General features: G+C 45.5%; 13 protein-coding genes. 4 read left to right on the top strand and 9 right to left on the bottom strand.

All coding sequences use genetic code 11. From position 1 onward, the window contains the following. Nucleotides 1-10: 10 nt before the first annotated feature. From JUB15_RS15600 to JUB15_RS15585, 4 genes are all read right to left on the bottom strand, one after another. On the bottom strand, nucleotides 11-3,277 hold the full coding sequence (locus tag JUB15_RS15600; protein WP_242696360.1) for a TonB-dependent receptor: 3,267 nt from the start codon (nucleotides 3,275-3,277) through the stop codon (nucleotides 11-13). A 242-nt stretch (nucleotides 3,278-3,519) separates the two neighbouring features. Then, nucleotides 3,520-4,650 (bottom strand): FecR family protein, encoded by a 1,131-nt coding sequence (locus tag JUB15_RS15595; protein ID WP_207513417.1) that lies wholly within the window; start codon nucleotides 4,648-4,650, stop codon nucleotides 3,520-3,522. Then, complete coding sequence (locus JUB15_RS15590; protein ID WP_207513416.1) at nucleotides 4,647-4,814, bottom strand: hypothetical protein; 168 nt, start codon at nucleotides 4,812-4,814, stop codon at nucleotides 4,647-4,649. The genes JUB15_RS15595 and JUB15_RS15590 overlap by 4 nt, the downstream gene beginning before the upstream one ends. Before the next feature lie 67 nt (nucleotides 4,815-4,881). Further along, the gene (locus JUB15_RS15585; protein WP_207513415.1) at nucleotides 4,882-5,460 is read right to left on the bottom strand and encodes an RNA polymerase sigma-70 factor; all 579 of its coding nucleotides are present in this window, start codon (nucleotides 5,458-5,460) and stop codon (nucleotides 4,882-4,884) included. Nucleotides 5,461-6,298: 838 nt separating this feature from the next. Here JUB15_RS15585 and JUB15_RS15580 point away from each other — a divergent pair. After that, nucleotides 6,299-7,120 carry a glutaminyl-peptide cyclotransferase gene (locus JUB15_RS15580; protein ID WP_207513414.1) on the top strand — a complete coding sequence of 274 codons (822 nt, stop codon included), beginning with the start codon at nucleotides 6,299-6,301 and terminating at the stop codon, nucleotides 7,118-7,120. A gap of 219 nt (nucleotides 7,121-7,339) precedes the next feature. On the opposite strand, the gene JUB15_RS15575 is transcribed toward JUB15_RS15580, so the two are convergent. The 4 genes from JUB15_RS15575 to JUB15_RS15560 all read right to left on the bottom strand — a co-directional run bounded on the left by JUB15_RS15575 (nucleotide 7,340) and on the right by JUB15_RS15560 (nucleotide 13,993). Further along, nucleotides 7,340-8,239: a class I SAM-dependent methyltransferase gene (locus tag JUB15_RS15575; protein ID WP_207513413.1), complete on the bottom strand. Its 900-nt coding sequence runs from the start codon at nucleotides 8,237-8,239 to the stop codon at nucleotides 7,340-7,342. 55 nt (nucleotides 8,240-8,294) lie between these two features. Beyond that, nucleotides 8,295-8,999 carry a hypothetical protein gene (locus JUB15_RS15570; RefSeq protein ID WP_207513412.1) on the bottom strand — a complete coding sequence of 235 codons (705 nt, stop codon included), beginning with the start codon at nucleotides 8,997-8,999 and terminating at the stop codon, nucleotides 8,295-8,297. Nucleotides 9,000-9,156: 157 nt separating this feature from the next. Beyond that, complete coding sequence (locus JUB15_RS15565; protein ID WP_207513411.1) at nucleotides 9,157-10,827, bottom strand: TonB-dependent receptor; 1,671 nt, start codon at nucleotides 10,825-10,827, stop codon at nucleotides 9,157-9,159. A gap of 139 nt (nucleotides 10,828-10,966) precedes the next feature. Continuing rightward, nucleotides 10,967-13,993, bottom strand: a complete 3,027-nt coding sequence (locus tag JUB15_RS15560; protein WP_207513410.1) for a tetratricopeptide repeat protein — start codon at nucleotides 13,991-13,993, stop codon at nucleotides 10,967-10,969. Between the two features lie 171 nt (nucleotides 13,994-14,164). Here JUB15_RS15560 and JUB15_RS15555 point away from each other — a divergent pair, with 171 nt between their 5' ends. Together JUB15_RS15555 and JUB15_RS15550 are read left to right on the top strand one after the other, a co-directional pair. Next, nucleotides 14,165-14,572 (top strand): DoxX family protein, encoded by a 408-nt coding sequence (locus JUB15_RS15555; protein WP_207513409.1) that lies wholly within the window; start codon nucleotides 14,165-14,167, stop codon nucleotides 14,570-14,572. A 175-nt stretch (nucleotides 14,573-14,747) separates the two neighbouring features. Continuing rightward, nucleotides 14,748-15,182, top strand: a complete 435-nt coding sequence (locus JUB15_RS15550; protein WP_242696359.1) for an acyl-CoA thioesterase — start codon at nucleotides 14,748-14,750, stop codon at nucleotides 15,180-15,182. A gap of 153 nt (nucleotides 15,183-15,335) precedes the next feature. Here JUB15_RS15550 and dacB read toward each other — a convergent pair whose 3' ends face one another. Continuing rightward, nucleotides 15,336-16,745: a D-alanyl-D-alanine carboxypeptidase/D-alanyl-D-alanine endopeptidase gene (dacB, locus tag JUB15_RS15545; protein ID WP_207513408.1), complete on the bottom strand. Its 1,410-nt coding sequence runs from the start codon at nucleotides 16,743-16,745 to the stop codon at nucleotides 15,336-15,338. 156 nt (nucleotides 16,746-16,901) lie between these two features. Between dacB and JUB15_RS15540 the strand changes: the two genes are divergently transcribed. Then, on the top strand, nucleotides 16,902-18,158 hold the full coding sequence (locus tag JUB15_RS15540; protein WP_207513407.1) for a CinA family nicotinamide mononucleotide deamidase-related protein: 1,257 nt from the start codon (nucleotides 16,902-16,904) through the stop codon (nucleotides 18,156-18,158). Nucleotides 18,159-18,277 lie beyond the last annotated feature (119 nt).

Here is an 18,277-nt window from a genome sequence, read left to right as displayed (position 1 = left end):
AGTTGATCAATTAACGAAGTCCTACATTAACACCGAAAATGAATGATCTTACCAGTGGGTAGTTGTTCTCCCAGCCCCCGCTTCCGCGGAAAGTAAAGTCATTTTCGGGATCCCAGCCTACCCAGTCGGTGAATGTATACAGGTTACGACCACTTAGATAAAAAGTGAGGCTGCCCAGTCCGGTCTTGTTTAACAATCGTTGAGGCGTAGTATAACTTAAAGTAGCATCTTTGATGCGGGTGTAGCTGTTGTCAGAAGCATAACCATAACCACGGCTGTTGGTATAGCGCAGCGATGGGCGGGAATTGCTTTTGTTCTCCTCTGTCCAGTAACCGATCTCACCCGGCGTATTCATACGGCCCGCTTCATCGGCCCAGGTCAGGTTTACGTTATTTTTAATAGCACCCTGGAAAGTTTGAATAAAAATGTTCAGGTGCCAGTTCCTGTAATGAAAAGTATTGGTGAGGCCACCGATCCATTTGGGTAATGTGGAGCCCAGCACGCGTTTATCATCAGCCGTGATGGTTTTGCTGCCGTCCAGATCAGCGAATTTCAGATCGCCTGGTTTAACTCCGGGATCCTGGCTGGAAGCATCTTCGCCGGTTTGCCAAACCCCCTCCAGCACATAATCGAACACTACCGACAGCGGCTGCCCGATGAACCACCGGTTGCCGAGATCGTCTTTTTTATCACCATACAGGTCAATGATCTTATTACGGTTGCGGGAGAAATTCACCATGGTTTCCCATTTGAATTCCCCGGCTTTTACGTTAACCGTGTTCAGGGTAATTTCAAATCCGTTATTGGCTAATTTACCCAGGTTATCCCACACGGTGTTATAACCGGTGGCTGTAGGCAGATTGCGTCTTAGCAGGATATCATTCGTGCGGGTACTATACACTTCTATGGTACCATTGATCCGGCTGTTCAGTAACGAGAAATCGAGGCCGGTATTAAAGCCGGTGGTGGTTTCCCAGGTAAGGTTCCTGTTGCCCATCGTGCTGGTGCTTACAGCACCAACAGTGCTTACGCCGTTGAAAGGAAAACGAACGGAAGCATTGGTAGAAGCAGTTCCATTGGGGTCAATAGCCTGGTTACCCGATTTACCGTAGGAAACGCGCAGTTTAAGGTTGTTGACGAACGTAACCGGAGCCATGAATTTCTCATTGCTGATGTTCCAACCCAGGGCAAAGGACGGGAATAATCCGTATTTGTCGGTATTGGCGCCAAAAGCGGAATAGCCATCGCGCCGCGCGGTAACCGTTACCAGGTAGCGGCTGTCGTAATTATAGTTCAACCGGCCCATTTGCGAGATGAGCGTACTTCGGCTCTCATACGAACCGTATACGTTAACGCCATTGAAATAACCCAGGTACCCGGCACTTAGGGTGGCCGCCGCACTCAGGTTCTTGTATGACAGCTCATCGTTCACAAAACCGGTACCCGTCGTACTGCTTCCAAAGAAATCGTTGCGCTGGGCGCTGTATAAACCGGTAAAATCAATATGATGTTTTTGCCAGTCCTTTGTATAGGTGATGATATTTTCAAACAACCAGTTCTTGTTATGGGCGTTCATGACAATGGCTGTTCCCAACTGGTCATTGGCTTTGCGGCCTACGTAGTTGGCGCTGTCGCGGGGCAGGTATGACCAGGCAGCATTGGCCCGGTATTTCAGACCAGGGATAATAGCCGGTTTTACTTCAACATAAAAAGTTCCGTTCAGGTTATTGCCGCGGCTGATGCGATCGGTATACAAACCAAGCAAAGGATTCAGGTACAATAATTCCGGGTTCATAGGGAAGATCTCATAATCACCATTGGCCTTGCGCAATGTTCCGTACGGACTCATAATAGCGCCAAGATAAAAGTTAGCTCTTCCGCCGTCGTAATTGTTATTGGCGAAAAATAAGGACGTTCCCACTGTTAAGAAGTCGGTGAGGTTTACATCCAGGTTCGAACGAATGCTCAGGCGCCGGTATTGATACCCTTTTACTACACCTTTCTGCTTCAGGTATTCGCCCGAGAGATAATACTTTACGTCTTTGGTTCCGCCCGATACACTGATGTTATGATCCTGGATGATGCCTTGCTGGGTTACTTCTTTGATCCAGTCAACGGTATTGCCTGCATTGTAATTGGCAATTTCATACGCGTTCGGCAACACATCGGTTTGTGCCTGGGTAGGATTCACCTGCTTCCACCAGTCGGCATATTTTTGCACATACCCTTCCGGGCTGTTGGGCTCCATTACATGCGCCAGGTTTTCCAAACCCATATAACCGTTGTAGCGGATAAGCGGTTTACCGGAAGCACCACGCTTGGTAGTAATGAGTATTACGCCATTAGCGCCACGGGTGCCATAAATGGCCACGGCCGATGCATCTTTCAACACTTCAATAGAGGCAATGTCATTTGAGTTGATGTCGTTGATATTACCACCTGTTGTACTGAAGGGAATACCGTCCACTACAATAAATGGCGTTCGGTTGGCATTGATAGAATTAATACCTCTTACCGTAACGGTAGCGCCGCTGCCCGGCACAGATGAGTTTTGTGTAATGTTCAGGCCCGCTACCGAGCCCTGCATAGCCTGGTAAACGTTGGTCACCGGCAGTTCAGATAAACGTGCTTTCGGAACAGATACTACCGAACCGGTAACATCTGACTTCTTTTGCGTACCATAGCCTATTACCACTACCTGATTCAGATCAGCGACATTCTCCTGCAACACTATATCGATGGCATGCCGTCCTTTCACGGGTATTTCCTGGTCGAGAAAACCAACAGAACTGATCACCAGCACTGCATTTTCATTAAACACACTCAGGGAATAGGTGCCATGTTCTTTCGTGGAAGTTCCATTGCTCGTACCTTTTTCCTGCACGGTCACGTTGGGCAATGGATTATTGCGGGTATCTGTAACGCGGCCCGATACTTCAAAGGCCAGTGGCGTGCGGGCTTCCGCAGCTTCTTTTTGTTCGGTTGAAATAACGATGAGATCGCTGCCCACAATTTTAAAGGTAAGCGGCGTGTTATTCAGCAGCTGCTTCACCACATTGCCCACCGGCTGACTTTGCACATTGATATTGATCTTTTGTTCGGCTGGTAAGATCTCTTCATTATAGACAAACCTGAAATAGGTTTGCCGCTCAATTATTTTAAAGGCGGTTCGCAGGGAAGCATTTGCCAGTTTCAACGTCACTTTCTCCTGGGCAAACCCTACATGCGCTACAGACTGAAGTGAGAAATAACAAATAAGCAGAACAGTCAATTTCATCAGCAGCAAGCATTTGATAACAGGGGCAGGGCATGAGAATGCCCTACATCCATTTTTTTTCATAACTTAGTTTTGAATCGTTAAAGGATGAGAATTTCTCGCAAGAAGGTTTTCAGAATTTAACATCAACGGGGAATGCGCCAACATTCTCCGTTTTGTTTTTACGAAGTCATGTTCGTTTGTTCATTGCAAATCGTTTTGGTTACACAATCGTTATACAGCGTATATATAGCTATTTGTTCTTACCATATAGTGACCCGGTCGCCTTTTATCTCATAATGAAATCCACGGGAAATACTCAAAGCCTCCATTACGTCGGCCAGCGATTTGTTCTCAAAGACACCCGTGAAATGCAGTCCATTCAGCGATTCATTCTTCAATACGATGGTTACATTATACCATCTTTCTATTTCGGGCAGCATCCGATCGAACGCTTCATTCTCGAATGCCAGTTTGTTCTTCACCCACATGGTTTCAAAGTGGCTGGTGGTATCCTGTTTATATGGACGTATCCTGCTCAATGTCATTACAGGTTCATTATCCGGCCAGCCGGCGCTGCTGTCGTTATTGGCGGTACTGATAACGGCAGCGTTATCATTTTTAACAATGAGCTTTTCATCGGGCTTCAGCACTATTTTTTTGTCGGGACTATTATGCAGGGTTATTTCTACGGATCCGCGGATCAGCGCTGTTTCCGTGGTTTTTTCAGCGGGATAAGAGCGAACATTGAATGCGGTGCCCAATACCTTTATATCAATGGAATTGGTATGAATGATAAACGGGATACGTTTGCCGGTTTCGGGAGACGAAGCATGCGCCACATCAAAATAGGCTTCGCCGATAAGGGTAACTTCTCTGGTATTTCCTGAAAAGTTTTGCCCGTACGTTAATTTACTATCAGCATTCAGCCAAACCTGGGTACCATCGGGCAATTCCACTTTCGATTTGGAGCCGGGGCGGGTGCTGATCGTATTACTGGCAACGGGTTTGGCTTCTCTTTTTGTGGCAGGCATGTACACCAGCAAAAAGATCACCAGGCAGGCCGCAGCGGCGGTAGCCGCCCAAAGCCATCGGAGTGGGTTGCGGCGCCGTTCTGTTGTTGTTTCTGCAGGGTCGCTTTCTGTTGTTTCGTTGTCAAACTGCAGGGCAGGCAACGCCAGGTGATTGCTGAGGCGTTGCAGGTGTTTATCAAAATGACTGGCCGCTACCGGCGATGATGGCCGTTTGCTGCGCCACATATTGCGCATGAGCTCAGCACGCAATTCCCATTCGGGATGCTGCTTCAACAGGCTATTGAGTTCTTCCAGTTCTTTCGGGGTGGCTTCGCCTGAAAGCTGTATACTTAACAGAAACCAGACTCTTTCTTCGTTCATAAAGGATGGCTGTACCTGCTAAGACAAGGGATCCGTTCCTGATGTACCAAGGGTTTGAAAAAAAAGTTGCCGGTTGCCGGGTACCGGTTGCCGGTTGCCGGGTACCGGTTACCGGTTGCCAGGTACAGGGTACCGGTTGCCAGGTACCGGTTTTTCGAATTCACAATTGGGGATTGACAATTGACGATTGTCGATTGACGAATGTCGGTTCACGACTTGTCCGCCGTAGCCTTAGCGGAGGCGAATGGCCGATTCACGGATGGAGGCTGGTAAGGCTTCGGCGATCTTGCGGGTGGCTATGGCTACCTGGTTGCGCACGGTGAGCACCGAAATGTGCAGAATATCAGCCACTTCCTTATAGCGCATGCCATCTTCCTTTACCATTTGAAAGATGAGGCGGCACTGGGGCGGCAGCTGTTTTATGGTTTGTTGAATGGTGTTAATGATGTCGGCAGAAATGCACAGTTCTTCGGGATTATCGAGGCAGATCACCGCTTCGATATCCATTTCATCGAGACTGGCCACGGGGTTCTTGAAATGGCGGGTAATATAATTAAGGCAGAAGTTCTTGGCGATCTGATAGAGATATACCTTCAGGTTTTCGATCTCCGGCAGCTTGTTCCTGATCTGCCATAATTTGATAAATACGTCAGAAACAATTTCTTCGGCTGTTTCCGATGACTTTACAAAGGAGTAACAAAACCGGTGGAGATTATGGAAGAAAAGATCATACAAAGCATGGTAAGCCTGCATATCCTCATACAAAGCAATGCGCTCCTGGAGCGATCTGATATGATAGAGATCATTCAAAATGGCAAGTTCTGGTTTTATATCGCAAGCCTAATTTCTGCTAAAAAAATAATACCAGCAAAAATTTGCCATGCCTTTTTTTATGCAGGCGTTGATAAAAGGTCAGAAATACAGTTGCAACCACCTTCCATCAAATCGCTTTCCATCACTGTTGGCCTGCAACGGAACAAACCACGTTGCTTCGGTGTTTAGCCAGCCTGCGATGTACGATTTCGGGCCTACTTAGGATCACTGCTGGCTTGCGATAGATCATTGCTCACCCGAAATGGTCGCTGCAAGCTGACTTCTCATCATTGATTCTTTGCAATGAAATAAGATCATTTGCTTTTGGCTTATTGCAGCTTGAAATTACTTCATGTCAGCATGCAATGAAGTCATTTCAGTCTGTTATGAACTAAGAACACATGTATTTATATCATTTCAACCTGAATTCGGATCGTTTCAACGCAACAATGATCCATTTCTTTATGGTAATGGACCATTGCAACTCAGCAACGATTTATTGCAAAGCGATCTTGGATCATGGCAACCTGCTTTGTGCGTTTAGCAACCTGCAATGGTAACATAACAGCCTACTGTGTTGAGGTAACAGCTTGCAACGCTGTAATAACAACCAACAATGACCTGGTTACAGGCAGCAACGATGAAAATACACGAAACAATGATCCATTGCAGCCTAGCAACGATCCGTAGCAAGCGTGCTGTGATCAGCGATCGTAAACATTATGGATACAACTAAACTTATCAGCCCAAAATCCCCCATAAATTCAAAAATTAATTATTCTTTAAGCTTTGCTTATCTTTCCGATCGTATTTTTGAAAGCTTACGCCCTTTATTATGAATAGAATACTTTTTGCAGCTACCGTGATCTTTACTACGCTCATTGCCTGTAACGAGACCGAAAACGGCAATGGTGACGCTAATAACATGTCTGTAACGGAAGCCATCCCTGCCATTCAATATGCAGTAGTGAATAAATATCCTCACGATACCTCCTATTTTACAGAAGGCCTCGAATTCTATAAAGGACAGCTGTTCGAAAGCTCCGGCGGCAATGCCGACGAAAGCCCCTACCCCTCTGAACTGGGCATCAGCGACCTGAAAACGGGCAAAGTAACTACCAAAGTGCAGCTGGATAAAACAAAATATTTCGGCGAGGGTATTACCTTCTTCAATGATAAACTGTATCAACTTACCTGGACGAGCCAGATCGGCTTTGTGTACGATGCCAATACGTTTAAAAAGATCAAAGAATTCAAACTTCCTTCCAAGGAAGGCTGGGGTTTAACCCATGATTCAACTCACCTCATCATGAGCGATGGTACCAGCAACCTGTATTACCTTACCCCTGATTCACTCAAACTTCAGAACATTTTGCGGGTAACGGATAATAATGGCCCTGTAGCCAATATGAACGAGCTGGAATACATCAACGGCTACATCTATGCCAATCAATGGGAAACATCCTATATTCTCAAGATCGACCCGGCAACCGGTAAAGTAGTCGGCCGTATTAACCTGGAGAACCTGCAGAAAGAAGCCTCCTCCCTGCGCCCGGGCGCCGATGTATTAAATGGTATTGCATACAACCCCGAGACCGGTCAGGTACTTGTTACCGGCAAAAGGTGGCCGTTTATTTATGAGATAAAGATACAGTAAACAGGATCGTCTGGTGCTTACTTGTAAGTATTACAGTATTAGGAAAGCGTCACAGGTTACAAGTTTCAAGTTGCAGGTTACCCCAGTTACAGGTTACCAAGTACAGTTACCAGCGGTGTAGATTGCAGAATGCCAAAAAATGTCTTAGATCTTAATTTGCAGGGCCGGGAACCGGCGACTGGTATCCGGTAACAATTTCCCTGAAACCTGTAACTCTTTTTATTCCCCGATCACATAGATCAGCGAACTGCATTGTTCTTTGTGGAATAACGTATTCAGGTTGGAAATGGAGCCCATGATGCCTCCTTTCAGCACACTGTCTTTTCCGGTTTTATATTTCTCGCTTAACATGCTTACATAAAAGCTGTCGAACCACATTGGTTTTACGGCTCTTAGTTTCAGTCCGTGTTTTTCGAGCAGTAACCGCATGGAGTCAGGAGAGAAATGATACAAATGGCGGGGAACATCATACGCGGCCCAATGCTCTTTATATTTGCCGGCGTCGTAGCTCGTATAATTAGGAACGGCAATGAACAGGGTTCCCTGCGGGCGCAACAATTCTTTCAGCCGGTCCATATACTCATTCAACAGGTGCACATGCTCCAGCACATGCCACATGGTAATGACATCGAAATCGCCAAAGGAATTATCGAAGAATTTATCGGGAGGATATACGTATAATCCGTACTGTTTTACGGCATTTTCACGGGCGGTTTCACTGGGTTCAACCCCTTCTACCAGCCAGCCAAACTGCCGCATATGATCCATAAATGCGCCAATACCACAACCAACATCCAGCAGGCGGGGCATGCTTTCGGCATTGGTGTACGATTGTACCAGTTTCCTTTTATTTTTCAAACTACGTTCGCGCACTCGAAGATATAATCTGTTCACCAGTCCTTTGCTGGTATTGCTGTGTGAAATATAGTCTTCCGACTGATAATAAGCAGCTATATCATCCTGTTGGGGTGCGTCCTGGGTAAATCGCATGGTGCAACGGCTACACTCCCAGATCTCGAACATTTTTTGCGAAACCGTATGATCCTTTGATGCCAGTACACGACGGATCTCAGACGAATCGCAGGCAGGGCATGTGGTATAATGTATAGGTGACGACATCAGGTATTTATGACCTGCAAAGAAAAGAAAATTCAAATTGTTTAAAAGAAAAATATCAGGGAGCTGCCTGGATCGGTTGTTGGTTTCCTGCAGCTGATGTAACCAGTCCATCCCGGTACATCCGCAGGAAGATCACCGTCAAAGCAAGTGCAGCAAGCACTATGGCAAAGATCCACCAGCCTTTTTTCTTAGGCGGCTGCTCCTCATACAACTCGGGCGCCTGTTCATCACCAGATATTACATTATTATTTGATGCTGAGGTTTCAACGAGGTCTGTGCTGGAGATCTTCCGCGTCACTTCCTGGTCACCCACGAGCATGGTGTGCTGTGTATGGGTATGTATCACGCGATTGGCCGGCGTATGTTCCTGCAAACTGGGTATCCGGCCTGCCGATTCAAAAACTATTTCTCCTGAGATATCTTTTTTCAGTGTTCCTATGCCATCCCACTGAACTTCCATTCCTTCGCGCAATTTACTGCGCAACTCGTATGCCCATTCGTTATACCATTTAATGGCTTCATAATCGGCAATGTTCTGCTGTTTGGCCAGATAGGTGAAAAAATCTTTATCCGGAGCATCGAAATATTTATCAAAACGGAAATGGTAATCGGGAGGAAGAATACGACGGTTCACAAAATCAGTTTGCGCCGGAATGCGCTCTATATACATTGAACCCAGTCCGGGAATACTGATACTTCTATGTTGAAGCAGATAACTTACCAGCACATTGTTCATAATATTCCGTTGTTTACGCTGCAAAAAACAAAAATTTTCTGGTTTTAAGCACATAATGTCCCTAAAACCTTTATCCACCACCCCAGAAACCGCTAAACGTCAAACGCTTAACGCTTAAGGCAAAAGACACCATCAAGGTAGTCTGCGTTAAGCATCAAGCGTTCAGCTTTAGGCTTTAAGCCTATTTTGTATTGAATGAATACGTTATACCTCCCAAAATACTAAACCCGAATACCTCGTACTGGTTCCAGCGCTGGTACCTGTCATTTAACAAATTGTTAAGCTGTACCCACAGGTTAAAGTTTTTCGTGATCCTGAACTCGGCTCCTGCATTCAGGTCAAATGCATTGTCCCCTTTATAGCTGTCGCCGTTCTTTGACAGGTATTTAGGTTTGGTCCAGGTCCACAGTTCACTGTAAAAGAACAGGTCTTTCAATAACTGCCAGCGGATCGCCGCATTTAATTCTATAGGAATTAAACCATAGGGATCTGCTTCACGCTCCTGCTTATAATAATTGTTCCATGTCAGCCCGGCAGTAGCGCTGAACTTTTCGCCCACCGTATACCCGATTTCACTGTGCAAACGCAGGTTATTCATCTTGGGCTCATAGCGGATATTGAAGGTGTTGCCATAAAGTGTGTCATTAACAAATAATGGCATATTATGATAAGTAGCTAAACCCAGTTTAGCAGAATAGGTGAAATGATCGCCCAACGACCCCTTAACACCGCCATACATTTCTATGGTACGGGTATTCACCAGGGAATCAGGCTGCGCCAGCCAGGGATTGATGGACGCAAAACGCTGGTACGATCCCTTGCTGTAAGAGCCTACCCAACCCAATTGCAGCGTGAATTGTTTGTCATTGGTAGTGATGTCGGCCATAACATTGGGCAGCATGTGGAATTTCTTCTGATCCCATGAGGGCAGAATTCCTGCATGCAGGTACAGGTTACCGGTCTTAACCGATACCGCTGTTGCGATCTGGTATAAATTGTTCTGAATACTTTTCTTATCGGTCTTCAGATTGTCGTTCTTATAGTTGGTAAGATCAGCGGTGGCGCCAATATTAAAGGCAAATTTCTCACTGTCGCCAAAGGTCTTTTCCAGCGGCAGGTTCAGCACGGTGTTGGTCTCTGTGGCTTTGTTGCCAAATGTAGTTCCGTTAAAGCCACTCACCCGGATGCTCGGGTGAAAATTAAGCCCGAATTCTGTGGGCGCAATATTCCTGAAATCGACCTTTCCTTCAATGGTCTGAAACTTCTGCTTCAGATCGTCCTTGGTGAACACTTCTGCCAGTGAATCGGGTTTAAAGCCATACAAATAATAATCATCACTGCGGAAACCCAGGCTTCCATTCCACTCCAGGTTCTTCGAGGTTCTGTAGGTAGCTGCCGCGCCCACACTGGTCTGACTGTTCTTTTGAAAAGGCAGTTCGCCTTTCGACGTATAGTGATTACCGAAAATATTAAAGAAGGTTTTCTGGCCATCGCCAAAACTGAATCCTGCTTTTACAAAGGGCTGATGAATATTACCGATACCCGCTTTGATGTAATTACTGTTCACCCAGTTATTGCCCGTATCCGCCTTTAACGCCACCGGATGAACCCCCGCCGGCTGATAGGTAAAAAACAGGTTCTGCGCCGGTATATTATAATTCAGCCGGGGTTTGGTGGTATCCACTGCCGGCTCTGTTGCATTGAAATTGATCTTTGATGCCTCCCGTAAAACCGGTTTAAAAGTAGAGGTTACATCAATGGTCTTTCCTTTATTGGGTTCCTGCGCCATTACGGTAGAACCTAAAAAACAACCACTGATAAGGAAAACTGTTGTTCTGAATTGTTTATTCATCTGAATAACGATGTTCGTGAATGGTGAAATCGTGAATCGTCAATGGTAAATGGTGAGTGAATAGCTCACGAATTTCATTGCTGCCTCACAATCCAATAACCTATTAACTTAATAACTTAAGAACTAAATAACTTATTAACTAGCCCCCTACTTTACTGTTCTTCCTCTCCTCCTCCTGCGTTTGTTTCAGCTTGCGTTCCGCTTCCTGCCGCAGGTCTTCCAGTTTGGCATTGTCCACTATGCTTTGGTAAGTGGCTTTTGCATTGAAATAATCTTTCTGTTTCAGGTATACATCACCTAACAAAAGATAGGCTTTGGTTACCCAAACTTCGTATGAGCCGGATTTGTTCACCACTTCAAAAGCTGCTTTCTCTGCATCGGCCAGGCGGTCCTGCACCAGGAAGCAATTGGCAATCTCATACCGGGCTTCTGCACCATAAGCTGATTTATTGAGGGAAACAACCTGGCGGTAATAACTGATCGCCTGGTCACATTGATTGGACGTCTGGAACGATTTCGCAATGGCCATATTCGCAATCACCTTATCGTCTGAACCAATACCTTTCTGGCTCAACAGGTCTTTTGCATTGGTAACAGCATCCGTCCATTTTTGTAACTGGAACTGGCTGCGCAGCAATCCACGCATGGCTTCCAGCTTATTTTCCTGCGAGGTGGCAAATTCTTTCAGCCTGGTAAAATATTTCTCAGCCTTCTCATAATTCTTCAGTTCAAAAAAGTTCAGGCGTGCGGCGCTCAGTAATGATTTTTCGCCGAATTTATTAGGCACCAGGTCTGATAATTTTTCATAACCTTCGGCCGCTTTGGTCCAGTCTTTCTGGTTATAATAAATTTCACTCTTGTAGTACAATGCTTCCATAGCATATTTGCCATCGGGGAAACGGGTAAGATATTCCTCAAACTTTTTGGCTGCACCGGGAAAATTACCATTATTGAATTGCACTTCTGCCTGCTGGTACATCAACTCATCTTCCTGGTTGGTGGTAATTTCCTTACCCACAGAACGGGCAAACGTTATGTACTCGCTGGTTTTGCCCTGCTCTACATAGATGAGGCGTGCATTCTCCAATGCGGCTTCTGCCTCCGGTGAATTGGGGAACTGTTGCAGGACATTGGTATATTGTTTCAGCGCTTCGTTATCATTGTTCAGGTTGTAATATGCGATACCCATTTTAAGGTAAGCCTTGGGCTTCAGTGATGGCACCGGATCGCTCACCACATTCTTTAAATAAGGAATAGCTTCCCGGAACTGCTCACCGGCAATATAGGTCATAGCAATTTCCATATTGGCATCGGCCAGCAGGTTCGATTGCGGATAACGGCGTGCAATGGTAGTAAGCAGATTGATCTTTTCCTTTTCATTATTTACGCCGGTGATCATGGCCTTCTGGAAGGTGGCATAGTCGCCCGCCGCCCATGAGTAACCGATCACTTTATCATACATGGCCATTGCCTTCTTGAAATCGCGGTTCATATAATAACAGTCGGCACTGCGAACATATGCGTCCTGCTCGAGTGCACTGGCATTGATCTTCGGGTTACTGACCACTTTTTCAAAATAACCCAGCGCCTGGTTATAGTTCTCTCTTTTTAAGAAACAATAACCCAGGTTATAATAAGCATTGGTTGGATTTATTTCTATATAAGAAACCGGGCGTTTCAGGTATTCAAAATAATAGCGGATAGCATCATCCAGTTTGTTCAGCCGATACGAAATTTCGCCCCGCCAGAACTGGATCTGGGGTAATACACCCGTATTATTGGCGTCTGCCTCTGCTTTGGTGAGCAGGTCGTTGGCAGTAACCAGCATACCATCATTGATGAGTTCAGTAGCCCGGCCATATAATACCACCGGGTACAGTTTCCTGGCATTGGAAGATGGATTCTTCACCGATTCGATCAACGCCAGGGCATCTTTATAGTTGTTGGTGCTGGCCAGCATATTTACCAGCAGCTCTTTTGCTTCGTTGTTGTATTCTGACTGCGGATACTTGTTCAGGAACTCCTGTAACTCGGAGAGGGCTACGTCCTGGTAACCCAATTCGTATGATAATTTTGCGTAATTGAATTGCGAAACTTCCTGTTGCTTTTGATTGCTGCTGTTGCGGGCACACAATTGAAAGGCGTTGCGGGCATTGGCTTTCTGCCCTGTTCTTAAGTAGGCATCGCCCAGCAGGTACATCGCGTTCTGCGCCAGTGAATCATCTTTGCCACTGATCTGCTTGAATCCCTCGATCGCTTTGTTCCAGTTCTTCGCTTCGTAATAGCTGTAGGAAAGCTCGTAGATATCTTCGCGTTTTACACTATCCGCTTTTTTAACGTAGGACTCCAGATACGGCAGCGCTTTATCGAACTGTCTTTTTTCAAAATAAGCATGGCCCACCATCTGGCGCATCTGTGTATCGTAAAAGAGATTGCCCCTTTTCAGTTTCGACTCGGCATATTCCAGCGCTTTCTCTTTCTGACCTAATGAATAATAGATGCCGGCAATATAAAAAGGCACCACCTTACCATAATTGGGATGGTCTTCCACCACGGTAAAGGCAGTGAGTGCGTCCTTGTATTTCTTTTCGTAAAAACAAATGAACCCATAGTAGTAATTGGCATCGGCATAATTGGGATCATCCTTCATCTGCCTGATGGCATCGAACATCGGTTTGGCCTTGTCGAACTGTTTAGAAACAAAATAGCCGTACCCGAGATGAAATTTCATATCGGCAATTTCCCGGTTGCTCAGGTTGCCGATCTTAACGGTTTCGTATAAGGAAGCTGCCTGGGCATAATCACCCTGGCGGAAATAATATTCAGCCAGGTGAAAGCTCATCATTTGCACCCGGGCGGCATTATCTTCCAGTTCAATGAATTTACGGGCATTCAAAACGGCGCCTTCTTCATTTTGCTTCAGGGCGCAGACCGTGCTGTAATATTTTATTTCCTGGTACGTTATAGCCTGGTCGCTACGGTCGGCCGAGGTTTGTTGTAGCTGCAGGTCTTTTAATAATGGATATGCCAGACTGTATTGTTCCCGTTGATAATATTCTTTTGCTTGCTTGAATGTTGCCTGGGGATCTGTTAATACACGTGTTTGCTGGGCATAGGAAAAATGAAAAAGACCTAAAAGGGTTATGAAGGCTGTCGTTTGTTTCATTCCAGTGTCCTTAAGGTGATAGGTAAAACTTCGTAAAGGTTCTAAATATTTAACCTTTAACCAAACATCGTTCCAAACAGATGTGGATAAGTGGCAGGATTAACAAATCTTTTTAATACTAAATGTGAAAAATAAATACCCGTATTTTTGACCTACCTTAAAAACGAACTCATGAAAAGACTACTGAGCACAGCCTGTTCCGAAACCGCATTTAATATCGCCGTGTTACTAATACGTGTTACTTTCGGTTTACTGCTCCTCGTAAATCATGGAATTGACAAGCTGAAGCATTTTGCTGAAAGACAGAACAGCTTCCCCGATCCGTTTCATATTGGGCATATGCCATCGCTGATGCTGGTGCTGTTTGCTGAAGTGTTTTGTGCCGTATTTGTCATTCTGGGACTTTTTACCCGCATTATGACCATTCCTATTGTGATCACTTTTTTAGTGGCCGTTTTCATGATCCACAAAGGATTCAGGGGTAATAATGAAGTAGCCGTAATTTATCTCGCCGGATTTTTCAGCACCCTGTTAATGGGGCCTGGCAAATATAGCATCGATGGCGCTATGGGCAAATAAGTGAATGGTGAATGGTCAGTGGTGAATGGTACCCGTATTCAGAACCCGCCACTGATCATTTACAACCCGCTGTTCATGTCTATTGTTTCAAACTTTTTATTTAACATTAAATAAGTCAGGGTCATTCGAAGATCGCATTATGCAAACAGCAGTTCATTTCAAATTGGATTAGCTATTGACCATTGACCATTCACCGTTGACCATGTTCACCGCCGAAACCCAGATCCGTGTTCGATATGCCGAAACTGACCAGATGAATGTAGTGTACTATGGCAATTATGCCCAGTATTTTGAAGTAGGCCGTGCTGAATCTATCCGCCAGTTGGGTTTTACCTATAAAGATATGGAAGCGATGGGCGTTATTATGCCCGTGGTTGAAATGCATTGCCGCTATTTGCGTACCGCGCATTACGACGACCTGCTTACCATTAAAACCACCCTGAAGGAATTACCCACCGATCATAAAATTGAATTTCACCAGGAAGTATTTAATGAGAACAAAAAACTGCTCACGGTAGGCCGTGTAGTGCTTTACTTCGTTACTGCCAATGGCATGCAGAAAACGACGATGCCTGCGCAACTGTACGATAAATTAAAAACATTCTTTTAGATTTCTGATTTCTGATTGCTGATTTCTGATTTTGAGATTTTGAGATTTGCTTACATTTCAACTTTCCGATAAATCTTAAAATTCCGATTAGCCAAATCCCAAAATCTCGAAATCCTGAAACCCCGAAATCCCGAAATCCCGAAATCGGAAATCCTATTTCAGCACATCGAGCACTGTATATAACTTCTTCACGATGTCTCCCGCCGACCGTTCATAGTTATTTACTATAACAGAGAACACATACTGCTTTCCGTCTTTTGCGGTATGATAGCCGGCAAATGCCCTTGAACCGCCGATGGAACCGCTTTTCATTTTCATCCCATTGTACTCGGGCAGCGCATTGTAAAACGAATTGAACCAGGGCCGGTTCTTCGCATATAACAATGCTTTCACTTCGGCATGGGTGGTAACCCGGTTCTGGGGCGACAGCCCGCTGCCATCGATCATATTGATGGCGCCTTTGTTTATTCCATTGGCCGCCCAGAAATTGCGCACCAGTTCAACGCCTTTTTCCGTAGACCCTGATCTGCTTTTTTCCCAGGCGATGGTCTTTATCAGCGCTTCTCCATAAAGATTGATGCTCTTGCGTAAAAACCAGAAATTAATGTTTTCCATTGTTGGCGACAATAGCGTCGTCAATTCCTTTTGCATCGCCGGCCATTGTGCAGCATGAGCCTTGCTCGTTGAATATATTTTGAACCTGCCTGTAACGGCAATATGGTGTTTAGTCAATAATTGTTCCAGCTCATGTGCAAACTGTACAGGGGCATTCGGGAAAGCGCCCGAAATAACAAACGATTCGTTGCCCATAGGCACAGTGCCTTCGGTAAAACCTGTTCTTGAGTAAGGCGGTAAATAAATAAATCCATTGTCGCCGCTCCCCCTTTTGCCAGTGGTAATATAGTTGCTCAGTACAGAGCCCTGCAATTCGGGAATTGTTTTTACGATCCTGGTAGTGTCGCCTTCATTTTTTCCCGGCGCCAGATGCAGGTCATACTGATTTTCGTGCCAGTTAATGGCCCAGCTGCCTGCCCCATAATAATTGCCAATATCATCCCAGATCCAGCCGCCAGGCAGCGGTTGCACTGAAAATGCCGAATCATTCAATAATACATGGCCCGTAATGCGCGTAATGTTATGTTGCTGCAGCGCTGCTATTATTTTTTTGAATACGATTTCCTCTTTGGTATCTGCCCAACGCCAGCTGCCCAATGTAGGGTCTCCATAACCGTTAATATGCAGGTTCCCATGTAATACGCCATTCTCGATACGGCCATCATAACCGATCACCGTTTTATAGCGGTAATCCGCGCCCAGTAGATCAAAGGAAGCTATACTGGTAAACAGTTTCTGGGTACTGGCTGGCGCCAACCCGATTTGCGCCTGGTGCTCATACACCGGTTTACCGGTCTTTGCATCGGCCACATATATACTGAAAATACCATGTTGTACCTGGGCATCGGCTTCAAACTTTTTTACAGCGTTGGCAAGTTTCAGGGCAACAGTTTGGGCCCAACTAATTTGCACGATCATGGCAAATAAGAGAAAGATCAGTCTCTTCATGGGTTACAAGTTACAGGTTTCAGGTTACAAGGTAAAGGATTAAAAGGTACAAAGCTCAAAGCTATCGAAACCTGTATTCATTGGCACATTAGCTAATTGGCACATTAGCTAATTAGCACATCAGCTAATTAGCACATTATGTCTACATTTGTTGCTATGGAAAAGATTATCGCCTCCATAATAACCATTGGTGATGAATTGCTGATAGGCCAGGTAGTTGATACCAACAGCGCTTTCATTTCGCAGGAATTGAACAAGGCCGGGGTATGGGTAAAAAGAAGAGTGGCTGTAGGTGATAGTAAAGAAGAGATCATCCGCGCACTCAATGAGGAAAGCCGCGATTCGAATATCATTCTCATTACCGGTGGACTGGGCCCTACTGCCGATGACATTACCAAACCGGTACTGTGTGAATACTTCGGCGGAAAGCTGGTCATGAATGAAGAAGTGCGAAAACACCTGATCTATCTTTTTGAACAGGTATACCGCCGCCCTATTATCGAACGCAATCTTAAGCAGGCAGAAGTGCCTGATGTTTGTACCGTGCTGCCCAATGCCCGCGGCACAGCGCCCGGCATGTGGTTTGAAAAGAATGGTAAAGTATTTGTGTCTCTTCCCGGTGTACCACATGAAATGAAAGGATTGATGACCGCAGAAGTGCTGCCTCGCCTGCAGCAGACATTCACAATGCCATTCATAACACACAGGACGCTGCTTACAGTGGGTATGGGCGAATCGTTTATTGCAGAACGGATTAAAGACTGGGAAGAAAAACTGCCCGCACACCTGAAGCTCGCCTACCTGCCCAATTATGGCATGGTACGGTTGCGCATTACCGGATGGAGCACCGATAAGACCCGGCTGGAAAACGAGCTGGATACCGAATTTGGCAAATTGAAACAACTGGTTCAGGAATGGCTGGTGACCGATGAAGATGAGACCCTGCCCATGGTGTTAAGCAAATTGTTACGGTCCAGAAAAAAAACGATGGCCACTGCAGAAAGCTGTACAGGCGGATATATGGCCCATCTTATTACAGCCATTAGCGGGGCCAGTAACATATATAAAGGGAGCATCATAAGTTACGACAACGAGATAAAGATCTCGGCACTGAATGTATCGCCTGCCTCCCTGCAAAAAGCAGGGGCAGTGAGTGAGGAAGTGGTAAAAGAAATGGCTGCCGGCGCCCTGGCCAAACTGAATACCGATTACGCCGTAGCTGTTTCAGGTATCATGGGACCCGATGGTGGTTCACCCGAAAAACCGGTGGGCACCGTTTGGGTGGCTGCCGGCGACCGAACTAAGCTGGTCACCCATAGATTTCAGTTCCGCTTCGATCGTGCGCGGAATATTGAAATGACGGCGATCCAGGCATTGAATCTTTTACGGAAATTTATTGTAGAAAACGCATAAGCAAACAGTTGTTAGCATAAATCATTACCTTTGGCGCCTTGGAAGTTCAAAGTTCAAAGTTTTAAGTTCTAAGTTCTAAGTTCCAAGTTCTAAGGTTTTGATGTTGCGATTTGAGTATT

This window comes from Longitalea luteola, from assembly GCF_017356035.1.
GTDB lineage: Bacteria > Bacteroidota > Bacteroidia > Chitinophagales > Chitinophagaceae > Niastella > Niastella luteola.
This window is presented reverse-complemented; position numbering and strand designations above follow the sequence as displayed.

Coding starts and splice junctions, on each gene's coding strand:
- JUB15_RS15575 (WP_207513413.1), bottom strand. CDS start 8,239: ATGTCGTCACCTATACATTATACCACATGCCCTGCCTGCGATTCGTCT.
- dacB (WP_207513408.1), bottom strand. CDS start 16,745: ATGAAGAGACTGATCTTTCTCTTATTTGCCATGATCGTGCAAATTAGT.
- JUB15_RS15580 (WP_207513414.1), top strand. CDS start 6,299: ATGAATAGAATACTTTTTGCAGCTACCGTGATCTTTACTACGCTCATT.
- JUB15_RS15560 (WP_207513410.1), bottom strand. CDS start 13,993: ATGAAACAAACGACAGCCTTCATAACCCTTTTAGGTCTTTTTCATTTT.
- JUB15_RS15600 (WP_242696360.1), bottom strand. CDS start 3,277: ATGAAATTGACTGTTCTGCTTATTTGTTATTTCTCACTTCAGTCTGTA.
- JUB15_RS15555 (WP_207513409.1), top strand. CDS start 14,165: ATGAAAAGACTACTGAGCACAGCCTGTTCCGAAACCGCATTTAATATC.
- JUB15_RS15565 (WP_207513411.1), bottom strand. CDS start 10,827: ATGAATAAACAATTCAGAACAACAGTTTTCCTTATCAGTGGTTGTTTT.
- JUB15_RS15540 (WP_207513407.1), top strand. CDS start 16,902: ATGGAAAAGATTATCGCCTCCATAATAACCATTGGTGATGAATTGCTG.
- JUB15_RS15595 (WP_207513417.1), bottom strand. CDS start 4,650: ATGAACGAAGAAAGAGTCTGGTTTCTGTTAAGTATACAGCTTTCAGGC.